This is a genomic window from [Pantoea] beijingensis (assembly GCF_022647505.1).
Lineage (GTDB): Bacteria > Pseudomonadota > Gammaproteobacteria > Enterobacterales > Enterobacteriaceae > Erwinia > Erwinia beijingensis.
On record NZ_CP071409.1, the window covers coordinates 461,705 to 483,556 of the forward strand.

Below are 21,852 nucleotides of genomic sequence, written 5' to 3' on the forward strand. Positions count from 1 at the left end.
ACGTAGAATAGCCGCGCGGTTGTGGTTCGAGGCGGCTTCGTCGGTGAACCGATGATACCAGTAAAAATGTTAAATTTTATGTATGTTATGTCCGTTTACCCACGACTTTTTCTCGGGCCTTAAGCTGTATTGGCGGTGATATGTTGCAAGACCGTTTTTGCGGTTTCGTTCCACATGAGAGATTGTGTGACTTTTCACCGGAGTAGAACGTTTTTGCGCCTTGTGGCAGCTTCGAGTGGTTGGTAAAGTAAGCGGATTTTATTTTCCGCCCCAGCTTGCAGGATTATCCTTTAGTATGTTTAAAAAATTTCGTGGCATGTTTTCCAACGACTTGTCCATTGACCTGGGTACCGCCAATACCCTGATTTATGTGAAAGGGCAGGGTATCGTACTGAACGAACCTTCTGTCGTTGCTATTCGCCAGGATCGTGCCGGTTCCCCTAAAAGCGTAGCGGCGGTCGGTCATGACGCAAAACAAATGCTTGGCCGTACGCCGGGTAATATCGCCGCAATCCGTCCGATGAAAGATGGCGTTATTGCTGACTTTTTCGTGACCGAAAAAATGCTACAGCATTTTATCAAACAGGTTCACAGCAACAGTTTTATGCGTCCCAGCCCTCGTGTACTGGTGTGCGTACCGGTTGGCGCAACACAGGTAGAACGCCGTGCAATTCGTGAATCTGCACAAGGTGCTGGTGCGCGTGAAGTCTTCCTGATTGAAGAGCCGATGGCTGCCGCAATCGGCGCGGGCTTGCCGGTTTCTGAGGCCACGGGATCCATGGTTGTGGATATCGGTGGGGGCACGACGGAGGTCGCGGTGATCTCGCTGAATGGCGTTGTCTATTCCTCTTCCGTACGCATTGGCGGCGATCGTTTTGATGAAGCGATTATTAACTATGTGCGCCGTAATTACGGTTCGCTGATCGGTGAAGCTACCGCAGAACGGATTAAGCATGAAATCGGTTCGGCTTATCCTGGCGATGAAGTCCGCGAGATCGAAGTGCGTGGACGTAACCTGGCTGAAGGCGTTCCTCGTGGTTTTACCCTTAACTCCAATGAAATTCTTGAAGCGCTGCAGGAACCTTTAACGGGTATTGTCAGCGCAGTTATGGTCGCACTGGAACAATGCCCGCCGGAGCTGGCGTCTGATATTTCTGAGCGTGGAATGGTGCTCACCGGGGGCGGCGCACTGCTGCGTAACCTGGATCGCCTGCTAATGGAAGAAACCGGTATCCCGGTTGTTGTCGCTGAGGACCCGCTGACCTGTGTCGCACGCGGTGGTGGCAAGGCGTTGGAAATGATCGACATGCATGGCGGCGATTTGTTCAGCGAAGAATAACCTGCCAGAGCCAGAGGTGCATCCGTTGCTCTCTGGCTTGTTGTCGAGGAATACTCAGAGTTTATGAAGCCGATTTTTAGCAGGGGACCTTCCCTGCAGTTTCGCCTGTTTTTGGCGGTTATCATCGCTATTGGTGCGATTATTGCTGACAGCCGGATGGGTGCCTTCACCCAAGTTCGTACCTACATGGACACGGCGGTTAGCCCATTCTATTTTCTGGCCAATGGCCCACGCCAAATTCTGGACAGCGTTTCTGAAACGTTAGCTTCCCGTCAGCAGCTTGAGCTTGAAAACAAAGCCCTGGGGCGCGAACTTTTTCTGAAAAATAGCGAATTGCTGATGCTGGGACAACTTAGGCAGGAAAACGCACGGCTACGTGAATTGCTTGGTTCACCACTTCGGCAGGACGAGCAGAAGATGGTCACCCAGGTTATTTCCGCCGGGACCGACCCGTATACTGACCAGGTTGTCATTGATAAAGGCAGCGCCAATGGCGTTTACGAAGGCCAGCCGGTAATCAGTGATAAAGGCGTTGTCGGGCAGGTTGTTGCCGTCGGCAAGATAACCAGCCGTGTGCTGCTTATTTGTGACGCCTCTCATGCGTTACCTATTCAGGTATTACGTAATGATATCCGCGTAATTGCTGCCGGTAACGGTTGTACTGAAGATCTGCAACTGGAACACTTACCGGGTAATACTGATATCCGTGTGGGTGATGTATTGGTCACGTCAGGATTAGGTGGGCGCTTCCCTGAAGGTTATCCGGTTGGCGTCGTTTCATCGGTGAAAGTCGATACCCAACGTGCCTATACTGTGATTCAGGCACGTCCTACTGCGGGCCTGCAGCGTTTGCGTTATCTGTTGCTACTATGGGGCGCAGATCGTAACGGCGATATGCCGATGGCACCGAATGAAGTACACCGTGTAGCGAATGAAAGGTTGATGCAAATGATGCCGCAGGTATTACCTCCGGCAGACTCGATGGGGCCGCCTGCGCCTGCGCCTGCGACTCAGGAGGGAAGCGCCTTACCAGCCAGCCCCTCACCTTTGACGTCGGGTGGCGCTATTCCCGCTCCCGCTGATAATACTGCTGCGCCCCAAGTGCCAACACCGGGAGGCCAGCCTTGAGCAGCTATCGTAGCCATGGTCGCTGGGTAATCTGGCTCTCTTTTTTAGTGGCACTTATCCTGCAAATTATGCCATGGCCCGATCAGTTCTATATGTATCGTCCTTCCTGGTTATTGCTGATTTTAATCTATTGGGTGCTGGCGTTACCGCATCGGGTCAATGTGGGAAGTGGGTTTTTAATGGGCGCTATCATGGATCTCATCTCCGGTTCTACTTTGGGGGTGCGGGCCCTGGCATTGAGTATCGTTGCTTATCTTGTGGCTTTTAAGTTTCAGCTTTTCCGCAACTTAGCTTTGTGGCAGCAGGCGTTAATGGTTATGGTTCTGTCGCTAGCCATGGATGTCGTTGTTTTTTGGGCGGAATTTTTAGTGATCAATGTCTCATTTCGACCCGAAATTTTCTGGAGCAGCGTAATCGACGGTATTCTGTGGCCCTGGCTATTCTTATTAATGAGAAAAATTCGCCGCCAGTTTGCTGTTCAATAAGGACAATTATGCTATCCCTCTATCTTGCCTCCGGCTCACCGCGTCGACGTGAACTGTTGACGCTGCTTGGTCTGCGCTTTGAACGTTTGAAAACGGACGTTGAAGAACAGCGACGTCATGAAGAAGATGCCGAGCACTATGTGCTGCGCCTGGCGCGTGAAAAGGCCCTGGCTGGTGTAGCGGTAGCAGCGCAGGATTTACCCGTGCTGGGTGCGGATACGATAGTCGTGCTAAATGGTGAGGTGCTGGAAAAACCAAAAGACGAACAGCACGCGCAACTGATGCTGGCAAAACTTTCCGGTGAAACGCATCAGGTGATGACGGCCGTCGCTCTGGCGGATCGTGAACAAATTATTGATTGCCTGGTTATCACTGATGTCACTTTCCGTTTGTTATCGGCAGAAGATATTGTTGACTATATCGCCAGCGGTGAGCCAATGGATAAAGCCGGGGCATATGGTATTCAGGGGATTGGCGGGCTCTTTGTACGAAAAATTAATGGCAGTTACCATGCGGTTGTCGGATTGCCTTTGGTGGAAACTGAAGAGTTGTTCCACCACTTCCAATCATTGCGTAGAGTGAGAGGATAATATGACGGCTGAATTACTGGTTAACGTCACGCCATCAGAAACGCGAGTGGCTTATATTGACGGTGGGATCCTGCAGGAAATCCATATTGAGCGTGAGGCACGTAGGGGCATCGTCGGTAATATATATAAAGGGCGTGTCAGCCGGGTGCTTCCCGGTATGCAGGCGGCGTTCGTTGATATAGGCCTGGATAAGGCCGCGTTTCTTCATGCCTCAGACATTATGCCTCATACCGAATGCGTTGCGGGTGAAGAGCAGAAAAATTTCAGTGTGCGTGATATTTCTGAGCTTGTGCGCCAGGGACAGGACCTGATGGTACAAGTGGTTAAAGACCCACTAGGCACCAAAGGTGCTCGCCTGACTACGGATATCACCCTGCCATCACGTTATCTGGTTTTCATGCCGGGTGCTTCACACGTGGGCGTATCACAGCGTATTGAAAGTGAGGCTGAGCGTGATCGCTTAAAGAAGGTGGTTTCTGCTTATTGTGACGAGTTGGGTGGTTACATTATTCGGACTGCCGCTGAAGGCGTAGGGGAAGATGAACTGGCCTCAGATGCTGCGTTCCTTAAGCGTTTATGGACCAAAGTGATTGAGCGTAAGAAGCGAAATAAAACTCGCTGCCGTTTGTACGGTGAAGTGGCGCTTTCGCAGCGGGTGCTACGGGATTTTGCCGGTGCCGAGCTTGATCGAGTGCGTATAGATTCACGTCTCACTTATGAACATCTTATTGAATTCACCAGCGAATATATCCCTGAAATGACGGAAAAGCTGGAGCTTTACAGCGGTAAGCAGCCGATTTTCGATCTGTATGATGTGGAAAATGAGATTCAGCGCTCGCTGGACCGCAAGGTGGAATTGAAATCAGGCGGTTACCTGATTATCGACCAGACTGAAGCAATGACAACGGTGGATATCAACACTGGTGCCTTCGTCGGCCATCGTAATCTCGATGAGACTATCTTTAACACAAACATTGAAGCTACCCAAGCGATCGCCAGACAATTACGGTTACGTAATCTTGGCGGGATCATCATTATCGATTTTATTGATATGAGCAACGAAGAGCATCGTCGTCGCGTGCTGCATTCGCTGGAAACTGCATTGAGTAAGGATAGGGTCAAAACGGGTATCAATGGTTTTTCACAGCTTGGGCTGGTGGAAATGACGCGCAAACGTACGCGGGAAAGTATTGAACACGTGCTGTGTCATGACTGCCCGGTATGTAAAGGGCGGGGGACATTGAAAACGGTGGAAACCGTCTGTTATGAGATCATGCGTGAGATTGTCAGGGTGCACCATGCTTATGATTCGGACCGTTTCCTGGTATATGTTTCTCCTGCCGTGGGTGAGGTGCTGAAAAGCGAAGAGTCACATGCTCTGGCAGAAGTCGAAATCTTCGTTGGCAAACAGGTAAAAATCCAGGTTGAACCGCTCTATACGCAGGAGCAGTTTGACGTGGTAATGATGTAACATTTTTTTATAAAAACAGATGACCTGTGGCCTATTCCCTGTTTGTTTCCGTCATATACTTTAAGTTTACTTTGGTTAAGGCATTCTTAATGCCCGGCATTTGCTCCTGAGCAGGCTTTGTGGAGCGTGCAACAAGATGATGTCAGGAATAAATGCGCTAAAAATGCGCCTTTATTTCAGATAAAATATGCACTCTTGCCCAAATTCGCCTTGTTGGGTTCCGCTTGCGGAGCAATAAAGAGATTTTGCCGGCTTACCATCCGCGACCCTGTGCGGAAAACAAGGAGAGGTGTGTGAGGCAGTTGCCCAGGATCCTGTTATTAGCCGGCGCAGTATTGATCGTCGTCGTTGCGCTGCTGGTCAGCGGCTTACGGCTGGTAATGCCGCACATGGACAGCTATCGCAGTTCCCTGCTCAATATGCTCTCATCTGCCAGTGGTTTACCCGTGGACGCCAGTAAGCTGCATGGGCGTTGGGAGAGTTTTGGACCCAGTCTTGAGGTCAATGACGTCAAGGTCGGTCTGAATGATGGCGGTAAGCTGACGATTAATCGTATTACTCTGGCGCTGGATGTATGGCAGTCACTGCTTCACGCGCGCTGGCAGTTTCGTGATCTTACTTTTTATCAGCTCAACCTCACCACCAACACACCGCTTATCAATAACGACAGCAAAAACAACAATTTCAAATTCGATAATATCAACAATCTGTTTCTGCGTCAGTTTGACCATTTTAATCTGCGCGACAGCACGATTAGCTTTCTTACCCCGTCCGGACAGCGTGCCGAGTTATCCATTCCTGCACTTACTTGGCTAAATGAGAAAACGCGACATCGCGCAGAGGGAGAGGTGAGCTTGTCCAGTATTACCGGGCAGCATGGTGTGGTACAGATACGCCTCGACCTTCGTGATGAAGGCGGATTACTGAACAACGGCCGTATCTGGATGCAGGCGGATGATGTTGATGTAAAACCCTGGCTTGGCCAGTGGATGCATGATAATACCAGCCTCGAAAGTGCCCGTTTCAGCCTGGCAGCGTGGCTGACGTTGCAAGAGGGCGAGATTTATGACGGTGATATTCTGCTGAAACAGGGGGGCGCGCGCTGGCTGGGAGATGCTGTTTCTCATCGTCTGGATGTGGATAATGTAACGGCACATATTGCTCGCTTTAATGGTGGCTGGACCCTCTTAGTGCCCCAAACTAATTTGAAGACGGACGGTGCGGCTTGGCCGAAGGGGCAGTTCTCATTGCTTTGGCAGCCGGAAAAGGGGGCATTACCGGGTCCTGATACTAATGAAGAACTGCGCATTCGCGCAACGCAGCTTGATCTACAGCACCTCGATCCTCTTATCCCGCTTTTTGCGAAGCTTTCAACGCAGCTACTGGAAAACTGGCGTGCGCTGGAGCCGCATGGGCTGATCCAGACGCTGGCATTGGATGTTCCCATGAAACAGCCTGAACAAACGCGTTTTCAGGCGAAGTGGCAGGGGGTGAGTTGGAAGCACTGGAAGCTGCTACCTGCGATGGAAAACTTTGACGGTAGCTTGTCCGGGGGAATCTCGAATGGCAGGTTGGCGCTAAATGTCAGCGATGCGGTTTTACCGTACGGCGATATATTCCGCGCACCACTGGAAATTGAGCAGGCAACAGGGGAACTTGACTGGGAGCACAGCCCACATGCATTGGTACTAAGCGGTAAGAATCTCAGTGTTAAAGCTCGTTCGCTTTGGACTAAGGGTGATTTTAGCTACAGCCAAAATGAAGGGCAGGAACCGCGACTCGATATTCTGGCCGGCATTAACGTTACTGACGCGGCTGATGCATGGCGCTATTTTCCTGAGCCGCTGATGGGCAAAGCGCTGACGAGATACCTGGGTAATGCGATTAAAGGTGGTGAAGTGAAAAATGCTTCGCTGATCTTTGCCGGAAATCCCAAACTGTTCCCTTTCAAACATAATGAGGGGATGTTTGAGGTCTGGGTGCCGCTACGCAAGTCCACCTACGAGTTTGAACCCGGTTGGCCATTGTTGAATGATCTGGATATCGATCTGGATTTCGTCAATGACGGCCTGTGGATGAATGCGCCGGAGGCGATGTTAGGTAACGTACAGGGTCAAAATATTAGTGCGGTTATCCCGGATTACTTGAAAGAACGTTTAATTATTGATGGGGATATTCGTGGCGCGGGGCCGGATGTCAGGGCGTATTTTAACCAGTCACCGCTGAAGCCAACGCTGGGCGCTGCACTGGATGAACTCCAGGTTGGTGGTGATGTTAGTGGGCGCTTGCACTTAAATATTCCCCTTGACGGCCAACAGGTTAGAGCAACAGGCGAGGTTGTGCTACAAGATAATAGCCTGTTGATCAAGCCTCTGGATAGTACCCTTGAGAACCTAACGGGGCGATTTGATTACGATAATGGCAATTTACGAAGTAGCGACATCAGTGCCAGCTGGTTTGGCCAGCCGCTAGGTATTAATTTTACCACGCAGGAAAGCGATAAAGATTACCAGATTGGTGTCAATCTAAAGGGGGACTGGCAACTGGCGAAGTTGGACAAAGTGCCGCCACAGATTGCCACTAAGATCGCGGGTAGTGCGCCGTGGAAAGGGAATGTCGCTATCTCACTTCCTCATGGTGGCGGGGCGAATTATAACGTTACGCTTGATGGCGATCTCAAAAATATAAGTAGTCACTTACCATCTCCGCTTGATAAAGCCTCTGGGAAGGCGATGCCCGTCAATATTTTGGCGGCGGGTAATTTAGCGGCTTTTGAACTCAGCGGTGCCATTAGCAACAGCCAGCGCTTTAACAGTCGATGGTTGTTGGGCGATACCTTACGGATCGATCGTGGTATTTGGCTCAATAATAGTAAAACAAAACCGAAACTGCCAGATAGTGCGGATATGGTGCTGAATCTGCCGCCGCTTGATGGTGAGGCTTGGCTAGGACTGATGAAAAGTGCTGGCGGAACGAGCATGGGCGACGGATTCATTCCAGGGAATATTACTTTGCGAACACCTGAGCTGAACCTTGCTGGGCAGCATTGGCACGATCTAAATGCCAGTATCCGAGCAATTGCAGGTGGCACACAGATTCTGGCCAAAGGCCGCGAAGTTAATGGTTCACTGGATATGATAAGTGGCGCACCATGGCGGGCCCACCTTAATTATCTTTACTATAACCCACAGTTTGACGGCAATGGTCAGGGATCGTCTTTGGCGGCCGACAGCGCTTCAATTAATTTCAGCCATTGGCCGGCACTGCGTTTAGGTTGTGACGAGTGCTGGATACATGGGCAAAAGTTCGGTCGTATAGCGGCGGATCTCACGCCAAAAAACGATACACTGATGCTGGAGAATGGCGTTATTGATACCGGCAATGCTCGCCTGACTGCTAGTGGAGAGTGGGTGAATCGGTCAGGAGAACAGCGTTCATCAATAAAAGGCCAGCTTAGCGGTAAGAAAATTAACGAGACGACTAACTGGTTTGGGGTGAGCTCGCCGCTGCGCGACGCACCTTTTTCCGTCGATTATGATTTACATTGGCGTTCCGCACCCTGGCAGCCTTCGGTTAGTTCGCTAAGTGGTGTGCTTAAATCGCACCTTGGTAAGGGTGAAATTATCGATGTGAATACCGGGCGCGCAGGACAACTACTGCGTTTGGTGAGTATTGATGCGTTGATGCGTAAATTACGTCTCGACTTTAGCGATACCTTTGGCGAAGGTTTCTATTTCGATTCAATCAATGGCACATCATGGATTAAAGATGGCATTATGCGAACCGATAATCTGCTGGTGGATGGTCTGGAGGCGGATATTGCCATGAGAGGGAAAGTGGATCTGGTACAGCGGAAAATCGACATGGAGGCGGTAGTGGCGCCCGAAATTTCTACCACTGTTGGCGTTGCTGCTGCCTTTGTGGTGAATCCTGTTGTGGGTGCAGCGGTATTTGCTGCCAGTAAGGTGCTGGCGCCTTTATGGAATAAAATCTCCGTGCTGCGTTACCAGATTAGCGGCCCTCTTGATAAACCTGAGATTAATGAAGTGTTGCGTAAGCCACGTGAAAAGAGCGCAAAGTGAATTTGACGACGACGGTGAATTGCCGCAGGCTATAGTGATATCCGTCATACTTCAAATTGCAGGTTTGTTCGCTGTGTGATTCGTTCCATCCCTATGCCTCTCCCCGTTGGGGCCGCTGCGACTCGCGTAAGCTCACGGGGGCCGAGTTTTCGCTGCCCTGCAGCTCTAATTTTTAGGGTATCTATTGCCATTTAACGAGAGTAAAACGATGAGTCTGAATCTGGTAAGTGAGCAGTTGCTAACTGCTAACGGCATTAATCATCAGGATCTATTTTCCCTTCTGGGCCAGCTTTCAGAACGTCGACTGGATTACGCCGATCTTTATTTCCAGTCCAGTTATCACGAATCATGGGTGCTGGAAGATCGCATTATCAAAGACGGTTCCTGGAACATCGACCAGGGCGTTGGCGTGCGTGCTGTCAGCGGTGAAAAAACCGGTTTCGCCTACGCCGATCAAATTACGCTTAACGCGTTGGCGCAGAGCGCAAAAGCAGCGCGTAGTATTGTTCGCGAGCAGGGTAACGGAAAAACGCAAACGCTGGGTGCTATAGCGCACCGGGCGCTTTACCCAGCGCTCGACCCTCTTCAGAGCCTGACGAGAGAAGAGAAGATCGCGTTATTACACCGTGTTGACAGTGCCGCCCGTGCGGCTGACAAGCGCGTGCAGGAAGTGACAGCCAGTCTCACTGGTGTGTATGAGTTAGTGCTGGTCGCTGCCACTGATGGAACACTGGCGGCAGATGTGCGTCCTTTGGTTCGGCTTTCTGTCAGTGTACAGGTAGAAGAAGATGGCAAGCGTGAACGCGGCTCTAGCGGTGGCGGTGGGCGTAGTGGCTATGCGTTCTTTCTCGCAGATGAATCAGGGGAAGTGCGCGCTGATGCCTGGGCTCGTGAGGCGGTACGTATGGCGCTAGTTAACCTTTCCGCCGTTGCTGCCCCGGCTGGTTCTATTCCGGTGGTACTGGGGGCGGGATGGCCTGGCGTATTACTCCATGAAGCGGTAGGGCATGGGCTGGAAGGCGATTTTAACCGCCGTGGAACCTCGGTCTTCAGTGGTCATATGGGGCAGTTGGTCGCATCCGAGCTGTGCACCGTTGTGGACGACGGGACTATTGATGGCTTGCGGGGTTCGTTGGCCATTGATGACGAAGGCGTTCCCGGTCAGTATAACGTATTGATTGAAAACGGTATTTTGAAAGGTTATATGCAAGATAAGTTAAACGCGCGTCTGATGGGAGTAAAACCGACCGGAAATGGTCGTCGGGAATCCTATGCACATTTACCGATGCCGCGTATGACAAATACCTACATGCTGGCGGGGAAATCTACGCCGGAAGAGATTATTGAAAGCGTCGAGTATGGTCTGTATGCGCCTAATTTCGGCGGTGGACAAGTGGATATTACCTCCGGAAAATTCGTCTTTTCAACCTCGGAAGCTTATCTGATTGAGAAGGGTAAGGTTACCCGGCCAGTGAAGGGGGCTACGCTGATTGGCTCCGGTATTGAAGCCATGCAGCAGATCTCCATGGTGGGTAACGACCTGGCGCTGGATAAGGGGGTTGGTGTTTGTGGTAAAGAGGGGCAGAGTCTGCCTGTAGGCGTTGGTCAGCCAACGCTGAAACTCGATAAACTCACCGTGGGTGGAACGGCGTAATTCTGCCTGACTCTGTTTGCGGGTAATCATCTGTTACCCGCGATTAACCTTTTTACTGGCGATGCTGCTGATAAATTTTGGCCACATTACTGAAATACTCTGTCAGATAATTAATGCATACCTCTACTTTCAGAGGGAGCTTATCTTTTTCAGTGTAAACGGCATAAACCGGGCGGGGATCGGACTGGTAGCGACTAAAAAGAATTTGCACTTCACCTGAATTAATTTCGTCTATTACCCACATCAGCGGTACATAAGCAATGCCTGTACCGGCTTTAAGCCAGCGGATGAGCGTTTGAGAATCATTGGTTACGAAACGCCCCTGAGGTGAAAGCCTGATCGAAGTGCCTTCCGGCGCGACCAATTCAAAATTATTATCTGGACGCACGCTGTATTCCAGCCACGAAAAGTTGTCAATATCGGTTGGTTTCTCGGGCTCACCTTGCCGTGCCAGGTAGGTTTTTGCCGCGCAAACCACCATTGGCATTGCACCCAACCGCTTTGAGAACAAGCTGGAATCCTGTAGCGCACCGACACGAATAACGATATCCAGGCCGTTTGAGATCAGGTCGGGCGCGGGTATCCCGGTAACTAAATTTACCGTCAGGCCCGGATATTCCTGCAGCATTTCAGCGGTCATATTAGCGAGCACGTTTTGCGCCATCGTCGACGAGCTACCAATACGTAATGTGCCAATAGGCGTATTGTTAAAGGCATAAAGCTGCTCATGGACGGCCTGCGCTTCATCAAGCATACGACGACAACCCTGAAAGTAAATTTTACCCGCCTCCGTTAGCCCTATACTGCGAGTACTGCGGTTAAGTAATTTTACCTGCAGCGTATCTTCCAGTTTGGCTACAATCTGACTGACGGATGAAACGCTGGTTTGCAACTGCCGAGCTGCTGCAGTGAAAGAACCAAATTCGACCACTTTGGCGAAGACGGACATGCTTTTAAGTTTTTCCATTATTCACTCTGGCTTAAAAGTGATTTAGATCACAATATGATGCAAACTTATAATCAAGTGCGTTACTATATTGCCGCCGGGTTCCGTTTGGGGAATTTTCCGAGGGTCAACGTTGCTTAATAGTAAGCTAATATCATTATGCAGCGGTTCTGTTTTTGTCTATCAGAGCCCATGCCACCGCTATCAAGCTGAATCTGTACGTCCCCCCGCGCTTACTGGCGGATCGGAATCGTGGATGAGCCCGGTAATGTATTCATAAGGATAAAAGATGAGTGTGTTTCCGGTTATCGTTATCTTTGGGCTATCGTTCCCGCCCATTTTCTTTGAGCTAATAGTCTCACTGATACTATTCTGGCTGGTTCGGCGCATATTGATGCCTAGCGGGATTTATGATCTCGTCTGGCATCCGGCGCTATTTAATACCGCAATGTTCTGCTGTTTGTTCTATCTGGTATCCCGTTTGTTCGTCTGAGGTCATAGTGAAGACTCTAATAAGAAAAACTGCGCGTTATGCGATTACGCTCGTTCTGGTCATTATCGCCGTTATCGTCATTTTCCGTGCCTGGGTGTTCTATACCGAATCACCATGGACACGCGATGCGAAATTTTCGGCTGACGTTGTGGCTATCGCACCGGATGTCACCGGTCTTATTACCGATGTCCGCGTGCATGATAACCAGTTGGTTAAAAAAGGCGACGTGTTGTTTATCATTGATATGCCCCGTTTCCAAAAGGCCTTAGACGAAGCTGAAGCCGATGTTGCCTATTATCAGTCTCTTGCCAGCGAAAAACGACGCGAAGCTAACCGACGCAATCAGTTGGGTGTTCAGGCGATGTCGCGCGAGGCGATTGACCAGTCCAATAACGATCTGCAAACCACTGAACACCAACTGGCAAAGGCACAGGCAACGCGCGACCTTGCGCGTCTCGATCTCGACCGTACGGTGATTCGTGCTCCTTCAGGGGGCTGGGTGACCAACCTGAATGTTTATACTGGCGAATTTATTACGCGCGGATCCACGGCAGTCGCGTTGGTGAAGCAGGACAGTTTTTATGTGCTGGCCTATATGGAAGAGACGAAGCTGGAAGGCGTTCGTCCCGGGCTGCGTGTTGAAATTACCCCGCTTGGCAGCAATAGTGTGTTGCGGGGTACCGTCGACAGCGTGGCGGCGGGCGTCACCAACAGCAGCAGTACCCTCGACAGTAAAGGGATGGCGACCGTTGATTCTAACCTTGAATGGGTGCGCCTCGCGCAGCGAGTGCCGGTCAGGATCCACCTCGATCGGCAACCGGGGAATCTCTATCCTTCCGGTACAACCGCAACGGTGGTGGTGACGGGATCTGCGGATCGCCGCGATGATGAAATGCCGCCGCTGATTAAATTAATGCAGCGCCTGCGTGAGTTCGGCTAGCCGGAGATGATATGTACGGTTTAACCTTAGAACGGCTGCGTTTTCCGCTTAAACTGACCTTTGCGATTTTAATGGCCCTGCTTATTGGTTTTCATTTTAATCTGGAAACCCCCCGCTGGGCTGTGATGACCGCAGCGATTGTGGCGGGTGGCACCGCCTTTGTGGCAGGAGGCGATCCTTTCTCTGGCGCGCTACGTCATCGTGGTTTGTTGCGTATTATCGGAACCTTTCTCGGTTGTCTCGCCGCTCTTATCATTATCATCAGTGCGATTCGTGCTCCGGTGGTTATGTTGTTGCTGTGCTGCATTTGGGCAGGTGTCTGCGTCTGGCTCTCCTCCTTAATTAAGGTTGAAAACTCTTATGCACTGGGCCTGGCTGGCTATACTGCGTTAATCATTGTTGTCAGCGTAGAGGCGGTACCACATGGCTCGGTGCTGCTGGCACCGCAGTTTGCCATTGAGCGCTGTAGCGAAATCGTGGTTGGTATTATGTGCGCTATCGTCGCTGACATGCTGTTTTCACCTCGTTCGATCAAGAGTGATATCGATCGTGAAATTGAAGCATTACTGATTGACCAGTATCGTTTGCTACAAATCTGCGTTGCTCATGGTGATAAAGAGGAGGTGGATAAGCGCTGGGCTAATTTGGTTCGCAGAACCAATGCTCTCAACGGCATGCGTAATAATCTGATGATGGAGTCCGCGGGCTGGAAAAATGTTAGCCGCAGACTGAAAGCGCTCAATACGTTGTCGTTTATGTTAATTACCCAGGCGTGTGAAACGTTTTTAATCCAGAACACCCGCCCGGATTATCTACCTTCGCAATATAACATTTTGTTCGAGAAAGATGTTGAAAGCATCGGTGATATCCATAAGCGTATGAAAGTGATGCGGCGTGCGATCGCCGCCGATGGGAGCAAAAGTACGCCTGTTACTCTTGCCAGTTGGGTGGGGGCGGCAACGCGTTATTTGCTATTGCTAAAAGGTATTCGTACCAATAGCGGTATTAGTCGCATTGAAGAAGAGATACTGAATGGCGAAGTGGTGATCAAGGCGCGTTCGCCGGAAACGCATCATGCGCTGATCAATGGGTTGCGCACGTTTGTGGCCACTGCCTGCGGTTCGCTATTTTGGCTATGGACCGGTTGGACATCGGGCAGTGGCTGTATGGTAATGCTGGCCGTGATTACTGCATTAGCCATGCGGGTACCTAACCCGCTGATGATGGCCAAAGATTTTCTTTATGGCATGGCTGTGGCGGTGCCGCTGGGCGGGTTCTACTATATGGTAATTATGCCAGCAACCCAGCAGAGTATGTTGTTACTCTCAATTGCAATTGGTTGCCTGGCATTTGTTGCTGGCATTTTTATCCAGCGACGTCAGATCGGCACGTTGGGTGCTTTTGTCGGCACACTAAATGTATTGGTGCTGGATAATCCCATGTCCTTTGGCATTAATAGCTTTCTCGACAGCGTGTTGGGGCAGGTAATCGGCTGCTTTGTTGCATTGATGGTTATTTTACTGATTCGTGATAAATCTAAAGCACGTACCGGGCGGACACTACTCAATCGATTTATGTACGCAGCAGTTTCTTCAATGACGACGAATCCAGTCCGCCGTAATGAAAACCACCTCCCTGCACTTTATCAGCAGCTCTTTATGCTGTTGAATATGTTTCCAGGAGATATTGATAAGTATCGGCTGGCGCTTATGCTAATCATTGGTCATCAGCGTCTGTGCAATGCTGAGATCCCCGTGAATGCCGATCTTTCCGCATTTCACAAACGTCTGCGCCACACTGCCGATCGTGTGATTGCCGCGCGCAGCGATGGTAAGCGTCGTGATGATTATCTGCGTTTGCTGCGTGAATTTGATGAATATCAGCAGAAACTGGTGCAGTACGACGCGCCACCCGGCGTGACTGAACCGGTAAAACGGCTCGTGGATATTCTGAACCGCTACCAAAACACCTTGATTCAAATCTAAGTGGTGGGTATCTCTCTTCTCTCCAGCGGATATCGATATCCGCTGGCATCGTGATCTCTACTTGCTAATGTTGACGACCTTTCCGCTGTCCTGCAGGGGACATTATTTAGGGTATATACTGAGTCATGTTCCCTTCGCTTATTTGAGTTACAGAAAAGGCTGTATCTCTGCAACTCGAGGCATAGCGCAGTTATTCTTGCTATCAGTACTCGGGTTAGCAAGGTCGGTAGCCAACCGATGTGAATGACACAGCGTTAGCTGCCGGGCACTATTTTAGAAGGAAATAATCAGGATAGTAAACGAAACAGGAGAAAATATGTCCTACTCCAACCTGACAAAAAGCGATCTTTTCCAAACCGGCTATTTTACTGATGGTACATGGCACGCCCTTGCCAGGACCTTTGACGTACTTAACCCCGCCACGGGCGAGGTTATTGCCCAAGTTGCGAAGGCCGGCAAAGCTGAAACAGAACTGGCTATCGCGGCGGCAGAACGTGCTTTCCCCGCCTGGCGTGCAAAAACAGCGAAAGAACGTTCAGAAATTCTCAACCGCTGGTATCAACTGATGATTGAGAATAAAAGTTGGTTGGGGCAGTTGATGACCGCCGAGCAGGGTAAGCCGATAAAAGAATCGGAAAGTGAAGTGGAATATGCTGCCAGCTTTATTCAGTGGTTTGCCGAGCAGGCGAAGCGGGCAAACGGTGAAATCATTCCTCCTGCTAAACCAGACTCCCGTATTCTGGTAACGCGCGAGCCTGTTGGCGTCGTGGCGGCTATCACGCCATGGAACTTTCCGATGGCAATGTTGACACGTAAACTCGGCCCAGCGCTGGCTGCTGGCTGCACTGGCATCATCAAGCCTGCAAACAACACACCACTCTCTGCCTTTGCATTACTGGCCTTAGCGCAAAAAGCTGGCGTACCTGACGGCGTATTGAACGCCGTTGCGGGCGATACTCCGGCGATCAGCGATGCGATTATGGCCAGTAGCATAGTGCGGAAAATCTCCTTTACCGGATCGACCCAAGTAGGCAAGCTGCTAATGAGAAATGCGGCGGAAACCATGAAGAAAGTTTCGATGGAGCTTGGTGGAAATGCTCCTTATATCGTTTTTGATGATGCAGATATTGATGCAGCGGTCAAAGGAGCCATAGCGAATAAATTTCGCAATGCCGGGCAGGTTTGTGTCAGCGTTAATCGTTTTTTTATCCACGACTGCATTTATGATCGTTTCGTCAACCAACTGGTTGAGGAAGTAAAAGCACTGAAGGTAGGGAATGGTGTTGATGACGGCGTCATCGTCGGCCCGCTGATTGACAAGTCTGCGCTGGAGAAAGTCGAAGAGCATGTGAAGGATGCGGTTGCCAAAGGCGGTCGAATTATGGTGGGTGGTGCTCGCCATGAACTTGGTGGAAATTTTTGGCAACCAACCGTGATTGCCGATGCACATGAAGGAATGATGCTGGCACAGGAAGAGACATTTGGTCCCGTTGCGGCCTGTTTCCGCTTTCATGATGATGACGAAGTCATTCGTCGTGCCAACGATACAGAATTTGGTCTGGCGGCTTATTTTTACACACAGAATTTACAACGCGTGTTCCGCGTCTCCGCAGCGATTGAGAGCGGTATGATCGGTGTCAACGAGTGTGCAGTATCTACCGAGTTGGCGCCCTTCGGCGGAATTAAAGAGTCTGGACTTGGACGTGAAGGGTCGGTGTTGGGCTTAGAAGAGTTTATGGAAGTAAAAGCGATACATATCGGTGGACTGTAATCGTTCGGGCGGCATAAGCCGCTCAGCTTAGCTTTGCGGAGCGGGCAGCATGAGAAAAGAGAGCTTTGACTTTAATGAAATCGTCGACCAGGCCCATTTCTTTCGGCAATTTAGCGAACGCTTTGCGCTGACGAGGCGACCGGTTATTGATTTGGATGGCCTGTGGGAAGCGGTAACTGAATCGCAGCTACCTCTACCCGTCGAGATCGAGTTCATTCATTTGGGGACGGGGCAGCGAAGGCGTTATGGTGCGTTGATGCTACTGTTTGATGAGGCTGAAGAGGAGCTTGACGGCCAACTTCGCTTCAATATTCGCTAGCGCTTCAATAAAAAGGGCCCCGGCGAGCGGGGCCAAAGGGTTCGTCATAAAGGCCGCTTATCAGCCTGACGAGGAATTATTTATACAGCTCTGCCGTTGCGTGCCAGCTATCGCCAGTTCGCGCTTCTATGACACGATATGCATGTGCGCCTTGTGCATCTGCTTTTTGTGATAGGGTTTCACGCATATCCGTTGGCGTACTGCCGATGCCGCTTGCCGTGATAATACCCGCAGATTGCAAATTGCTTGCTTGTTCAGTGGTGACTAACTCGGCAGCAGAAGCGCCAAAAGCCATCAGGGAGAGCAGACTCAATGTTGCGATGGTTGTTTTAATTTTCATTTTATTTCTCCTCATTGTGCTCAACAACCTGCGGGATTCAACATCTTGACCAGGTCGTCGATGTCACGGATAGATACAGTATGTGTCTATGTGTCATTGTCTTTTGTTGCGAACGGCTCGATTATTTATAAATTTCAGCTGTCGCATGGTAGTTACCATTATTACGAGCTTCTATCACACGATATGAGCTGGCGCCTTGTTTATCCGCTTTCTGTGAAAGCTCATCACGGATAGTCATTGGCGAACCGTCAATACCGCTTACCGTAATGGTTCCAATTGACTGTAGGTTATTGTTGTTGGCCTGCTGGTTGGTAACCAGGCTCGCGGCGCTGGCACCGAATGAGAGAACAGAGGCCAGGCCTAATGCCGCGATAGCAAATGATGTTTTCATGGTAATACTCCTTAATCTTGTTTGTGTTTTGGCAACGGCGGGGGAGCTGCATCGCTCTCGGTTTTTATACGTATCGTTGCCATCGTTCATAACTGCGTAACCGCCGAGCTTATTTGTACAGTTCTGCCGTTGCGTGCCAGTTGCCGTTTTCATAAGCCTCGATCACGCGGTAGGCTTTTGCGCCTTGACTATCCGCTTTCTGATCGAGTGCTTCATGGATGTCCATCGGTGAGCCTGCAATTCCGCTAGCGGTAATAATGCCGACAGGTTGCAGATTCTGTGCTTGCTCTGCGGTGATAGATTCAGCGGCAAAAGCACCGAAGGACAGGACAGATAACACGCCCAAAGTGGTGATAGTGGTTTTAATGTTCATATTCATTTCCTCGTCTTCATTTTTTATCTTTTTGTTTAGTGTGATTCACATCACGAAAATGAGTATACATCTAGTAACGTAGGAAATTAATACTGTGCTAATAATGTTTTGTTGTAGTAATTCTTGAGTAAATCACTTTTTAATAACTATTAGTTATAAAAAATGGTTATATTTCAGGGTTTATCTGTTAATTTTATGTAAAAACAAAGACATAAGAGAATTTAACTATTTGTGCTTTGCTTTGCGGTAGATCACACTAACGCCAGAAATTAATCAGGAGGATGCCTCTTTATAAAGGCGAAGAAAGCAGTTTTATATAAACGGTGATGTGAGAAATAAAAAGGGCCGATAACGATCGACCCTTGGGTATACAGTATTGCAAGCGTGGGGGTAGGGCCAAAGGCTTACAGTTCTTGCTCGAATAACATCAGTATTGCGTCGAACAACTGTTTTACCGTGAAGGTCCGCGCTGGTGTAATAAAAATGGTGTCATCTCCTGCAATGGTGCCAAGTATGCCTTCTGCTTTACCCAGCGAATCCAGCAGGCGCGCAATCAACTGTGCTGCGCCCGGACTTGTATGAATCACGACTAGCGCATCGTTATAATCGATATCCAACACCAGATTTTTCAGGGGGCTGGTGGTGGTCGGAACACCAAGCTCCGCAGGCAGACAATAAACCATCTCCATTTTTGCGTTGCGTGTGCGGACTGCACCAAATTTGGTTAGCATGCGCGATACTTTGGATTGGTTAATATTGTCGTAACCTTCATCCTGTAGCGCCAGAACAATTTCGCCTTGAGAGCTAAACTTCTCTTCTTTTAGCAAGGCTTTGAAGGCCTTGATCAGATCTTCTTGTTTTGATGGATTACGCATAGAGTACCGATATAAAAAGAGGAATAACATGATGCCCAAAAAATCAGGCGATAAATGATTATGCATTTAAATGAATTATTATGCAAACCTCACTTAATGTCATTAAGCCGTTTCTCATTGTTGCTACGCATATTACCAGACATTTTTTGTGGTGCAAAACAGGCTGTTGGCGCATAGCTATGAAGATAAAGGTGAACGGTTTGTTATAAAATTGATGTTGTTCTGATAAGTGCTAAGGGTGTAATGTAAGCGCCGAATAATGTGTCTGCATGCTGTTGAGAACGCGGTCTGCTCTGCACGTAATGCGATCGGCTTCAACCGTTTTGTGCTGAACAAACTGCTCTGGCACGTAAAACGATGGCAAGATCTTTGCTATTACTTTGTAGGACAACAAGGATCGTAACTTGATGGATCGCAGACACTTTCTGCTCACTATAATAAGGAGTTTAGGATGAAAGTCGCAGTTCTCGGTGCAGCTGGTGGTATCGGCCAGGCTCTCGCACTTCTGCTCAAAACCCAGCTTCCGGCGGGTTCAGAACTCTCCCTGTACGACATTGCTCCGGTAACGCCTGGCGTTGCAGTCGATTTAAGTCATATCCCTACAGCAGTAAAAATCAAAGGATTCAGCGGAGAAGATGCCACGCCAGCCCTGCAAGGTGCGGATGTGGTGCTGATTTCTGCAGGCGTGGCACGTAAGCCCGGTATGGACCGTTCTGATCTGTTTAATGTCAATGCGGGTATTGTACGTAACTTGATTGAACAGGTCGCGAAAACCGCACCAAAAGCGTTGATCGGCATTATCACTAACCCGGTCAATACTACTGTAGCAATTGCAGCTGAAGTACTGAAAAAAGCCGGTGTTTATGACAAAAATAAACTTTTCGGTGTAACTACGCTGGATATCATTCGTTCAAATACCTTTGTTGCAGAATTGAAAGGTAAGCAGCCGACCGAGCTCAATGTACCGGTCGTCGGTGGGCACTCCGGTGTCACTATCCTGCCTCTACTGTCACAGATCCCTGGCGTAAGTTTCAGCGAACAGGAAGTTGCCGACTTGACCAAACGTATCCAAAATGCAGGTACTGAAGTGGTTGAGGCAAAAGCAGGTGGCGGCTCGGCTACCTTATCAATGGGCCAGGCTGCAGCACGTTTTGGTCTGTCTCTGGTACGCGCGTTGCAGGGCGAAAGCAATGTGGTCGAGTGTGCTTATGTGGAAGGTGATGGCGAACATGCGCGTTTCTTCTCACAGCCGCTGCTGTTGGGTAAAAACGGTATTGCTGAGCGTAAGCCAATTGGCTCGCTGAGTGCATTTGAACAGCAAGCGCTGGAAGGCATGCTGGACACGCTGCAGAAAGATATTACTTTAGGTGAAGAGTTCGTTAAATAAACGTGCTACGTCCCGATAAGGCCGGCAGATGTCCGGCCTTTTTGCTATCTGCTTAATGAAACACGTCACGCACAGAGTAAGACTGCTCTTATTGCTGTGGATATTCCTGAATGGTAACTGGCAGCGTTAGCTTACGATCGTTACGAATCAGTTGAACTTCAATCACGGAGCCTGGGCGGATTTCCGCGACCTGGTCCATCGTTTCCTGTGCCGAAACCGCGACTTTATCGTTGACGCTGGTCAAGACATCATTCACCTGAATGCCTGCTTTTGCAGCCGGACCATCAGGAGTAACAACGCTTACAACGATTCCCTGAATACGATCGATGCCTGCGTTCGGGCCATGCTGTGGCGGCATTTCACGGCCGGTGATGCCAATATAGCCGCGGATTACGCGGCCATCACGAATCAACTTATCCATGATTTTTGTTGCCAGTGCCGTTGGAATCGCAAATCCGATACCTTCCGGGGTTTCGCCGTCGTTGCTTTTGTCGAAAGAGAGTGTATTGATGCCCATCAATTCACCGAGCGAGTTAATTAATGCTCCGCCTGAATTACCATGATTGATAGACGCATCGGTTTGCAGGAAATTCTGGCGGCCTGAGGGGCTGAGTCCTACACGGCCTGTGGCGCTGATAATTCCCTGGGTCACCGTTTGTCCAAGATTATAGGGATTACCGATCGCCATCACGATATCGCCTACGTGCGCAATACGCCTGGAATTGATAGGAATAACCGGAAGGCTTGATGCGGTTATTTTCAGTACGGCAAGATCCGTCAGGCTGTCTGAACCGACCAGCATTGCTTCAAAAAAACGCCCATCCTGCAATGCGACAATAATCTGGTCGGCGTTATTGATGACGTGTTTGTTGGTAAGAATATACCCTTTTGCGTTCATTATAACGCCAGAACCAAGAGTGGTTACGCCGCGATTTTGGCCCCCGGAACTTGCACTACGGTTATAAACATTTACCACTGCGGGCACAGCCCGTCGTACGCCCGGATTGTAGCTAACGGGCGTTTCATCAGCGCTATTATCCTGCGCGGAAATAAAATTACTGCTTATTCTCAGCGCTGGCATCGCCGCTAATAAAACACCGGCGACAATCAGGCCGAGAATGACGGAACGCAAAATTTTAGGAAACATGATGTTAATTTAAGCCAGAAAAGAACTGCAGGCAGAATACCATGAGTTACGCGGACACACACGATGTTGTGTCCGCGCCAGGATAACGCCTGTATAGTGAAGCCTTGTTTGATCGTGCACTGCTCACCAGGTGATA

The 21,852-nt window shown here is 49.7% G+C and carries 19 protein-coding genes; 13 read left to right on the forward strand and 6 right to left on the reverse strand.

Annotated features, from left to right (window positions below; all coding sequences use genetic code 11):
- Positions 1-295 precede the first annotated feature (295 nt).
- The 7 genes from mreB (at position 296) to tldD (ending at position 10,749) form a co-directional block, all read left to right on the forward strand.
- Positions 296-1,339, forward strand: a complete 1,044-nt coding sequence (gene mreB, locus J1C60_RS02130) for a rod shape-determining protein MreB (RefSeq protein ID WP_003855260.1) — start codon at positions 296-298, stop codon at positions 1,337-1,339.
- A gap of 63 nt (positions 1,340-1,402) precedes the next feature.
- Positions 1,403-2,467, forward strand: coding sequence for a rod shape-determining protein MreC (gene mreC / locus J1C60_RS02135; protein ID WP_128178650.1), 1,065 nt, complete (start codon positions 1,403-1,405; stop codon positions 2,465-2,467).
- On the forward strand, positions 2,464-2,952 hold the full coding sequence (gene mreD, locus J1C60_RS02140; protein WP_128178649.1) for a rod shape-determining protein MreD: 489 nt from the start codon (positions 2,464-2,466) through the stop codon (positions 2,950-2,952). The genes mreC and mreD overlap by 4 nt, the downstream gene beginning before the upstream one ends.
- A gap of 8 nt (positions 2,953-2,960) precedes the next feature.
- The gene (locus J1C60_RS02145) at positions 2,961-3,542 is read left to right on the forward strand and encodes a Maf family protein (RefSeq protein WP_128178648.1); all 582 of its coding nucleotides are present in this window, start codon (positions 2,961-2,963) and stop codon (positions 3,540-3,542) included.
- A gap of 1 nt (position 3,543) precedes the next feature.
- Entirely contained in the window at positions 3,544-5,013 is a 1,470-nt protein-coding gene (rng, locus tag J1C60_RS02150) for a ribonuclease G (protein ID WP_128178647.1), read from the forward strand.
- 293 nt (positions 5,014-5,306) lie between these two features.
- Entirely contained in the window at positions 5,307-9,095 is a 3,789-nt protein-coding gene (gene yhdP / locus J1C60_RS02155) for an AsmA2 domain-containing protein YhdP (RefSeq protein ID WP_128178646.1), read from the forward strand.
- A gap of 208 nt (positions 9,096-9,303) precedes the next feature.
- On the forward strand, positions 9,304-10,749 hold the full coding sequence (gene tldD, locus J1C60_RS02160; protein WP_128178645.1) for a metalloprotease TldD: 1,446 nt from the start codon (positions 9,304-9,306) through the stop codon (positions 10,747-10,749).
- 52 nt (positions 10,750-10,801) lie between these two features.
- On the opposite strand, the gene aaeR is transcribed toward tldD, so the two are convergent.
- Positions 10,802-11,716 (reverse strand): HTH-type transcriptional activator AaeR, encoded by a 915-nt coding sequence (aaeR, locus tag J1C60_RS02165; protein ID WP_128178644.1) that lies wholly within the window; start codon positions 11,714-11,716, stop codon positions 10,802-10,804.
- Between the two features lie 268 nt (positions 11,717-11,984).
- Here aaeR and aaeX point away from each other — a divergent pair, with 268 nt between their 5' ends.
- The 5 genes from aaeX (at position 11,985) to J1C60_RS02190 (ending at position 17,203) form a co-directional block, all read left to right on the forward strand.
- Positions 11,985-12,188, forward strand: a complete 204-nt coding sequence (gene aaeX, locus J1C60_RS02170) for a p-hydroxybenzoic acid efflux pump operon protein AaeX (RefSeq protein ID WP_128178643.1) — start codon at positions 11,985-11,987, stop codon at positions 12,186-12,188.
- Positions 12,189-12,195: 7 nt separating this feature from the next.
- Positions 12,196-13,128, forward strand: a complete 933-nt coding sequence (gene aaeA, locus J1C60_RS02175; protein ID WP_128178642.1) for a p-hydroxybenzoic acid efflux pump subunit AaeA — start codon at positions 12,196-12,198, stop codon at positions 13,126-13,128.
- An 11-nt stretch (positions 13,129-13,139) separates the two neighbouring features.
- Entirely contained in the window at positions 13,140-15,113 is a 1,974-nt protein-coding gene (aaeB, locus tag J1C60_RS02180; protein ID WP_128178641.1) for a p-hydroxybenzoic acid efflux pump subunit AaeB, read from the forward strand.
- Positions 15,114-15,429: 316 nt separating this feature from the next.
- Entirely contained in the window at positions 15,430-16,884 is a 1,455-nt protein-coding gene (locus J1C60_RS02185; RefSeq protein ID WP_128178640.1) for an NAD-dependent succinate-semialdehyde dehydrogenase, read from the forward strand.
- A gap of 49 nt (positions 16,885-16,933) precedes the next feature.
- Positions 16,934-17,203 (forward strand): barstar family protein, encoded by a 270-nt coding sequence (locus J1C60_RS02190; protein ID WP_128178639.1) that lies wholly within the window; start codon positions 16,934-16,936, stop codon positions 17,201-17,203.
- Positions 17,204-17,279: 76 nt separating this feature from the next.
- Here the strand turns inward: J1C60_RS02190 and yhcN (J1C60_RS02195) are convergent, their stop codons facing one another.
- From yhcN (J1C60_RS02195) to argR, 4 genes are all read right to left on the reverse strand, one after another.
- Complete coding sequence (gene yhcN, locus J1C60_RS02195; RefSeq protein ID WP_128178638.1) at positions 17,280-17,543, reverse strand: peroxide/acid stress response protein YhcN; 264 nt, start codon at positions 17,541-17,543, stop codon at positions 17,280-17,282.
- A 121-nt stretch (positions 17,544-17,664) separates the two neighbouring features.
- Positions 17,665-17,934 carry a peroxide/acid stress response protein YhcN gene (gene yhcN, locus J1C60_RS02200; RefSeq protein ID WP_128178637.1) on the reverse strand — a complete coding sequence of 90 codons (270 nt, stop codon included), beginning with the start codon at positions 17,932-17,934 and terminating at the stop codon, positions 17,665-17,667.
- Positions 17,935-18,043: 109 nt separating this feature from the next.
- Entirely contained in the window at positions 18,044-18,307 is a 264-nt protein-coding gene (yhcN, locus tag J1C60_RS02205; RefSeq protein ID WP_128178636.1) for a peroxide/acid stress response protein YhcN, read from the reverse strand.
- 404 nt (positions 18,308-18,711) lie between these two features.
- A complete protein-coding gene (gene argR / locus J1C60_RS02210; protein ID WP_128178635.1) occupies positions 18,712-19,182 on the reverse strand; it encodes a transcriptional regulator ArgR in 471 nt (156 codons plus the stop codon).
- A gap of 451 nt (positions 19,183-19,633) precedes the next feature.
- Here argR and mdh point away from each other — a divergent pair, with 451 nt between their 5' ends.
- Entirely contained in the window at positions 19,634-20,569 is a 936-nt protein-coding gene (gene mdh, locus J1C60_RS02215; protein ID WP_128178634.1) for a malate dehydrogenase, read from the forward strand.
- An 88-nt stretch (positions 20,570-20,657) separates the two neighbouring features.
- Here mdh and degS read toward each other — a convergent pair whose 3' ends face one another.
- Positions 20,658-21,716: an outer membrane-stress sensor serine endopeptidase DegS gene (gene degS / locus J1C60_RS02220; RefSeq protein WP_128178633.1), complete on the reverse strand. Its 1,059-nt coding sequence runs from the start codon at positions 21,714-21,716 to the stop codon at positions 20,658-20,660.
- Positions 21,717-21,852: the final 136 nt, after the last annotated feature.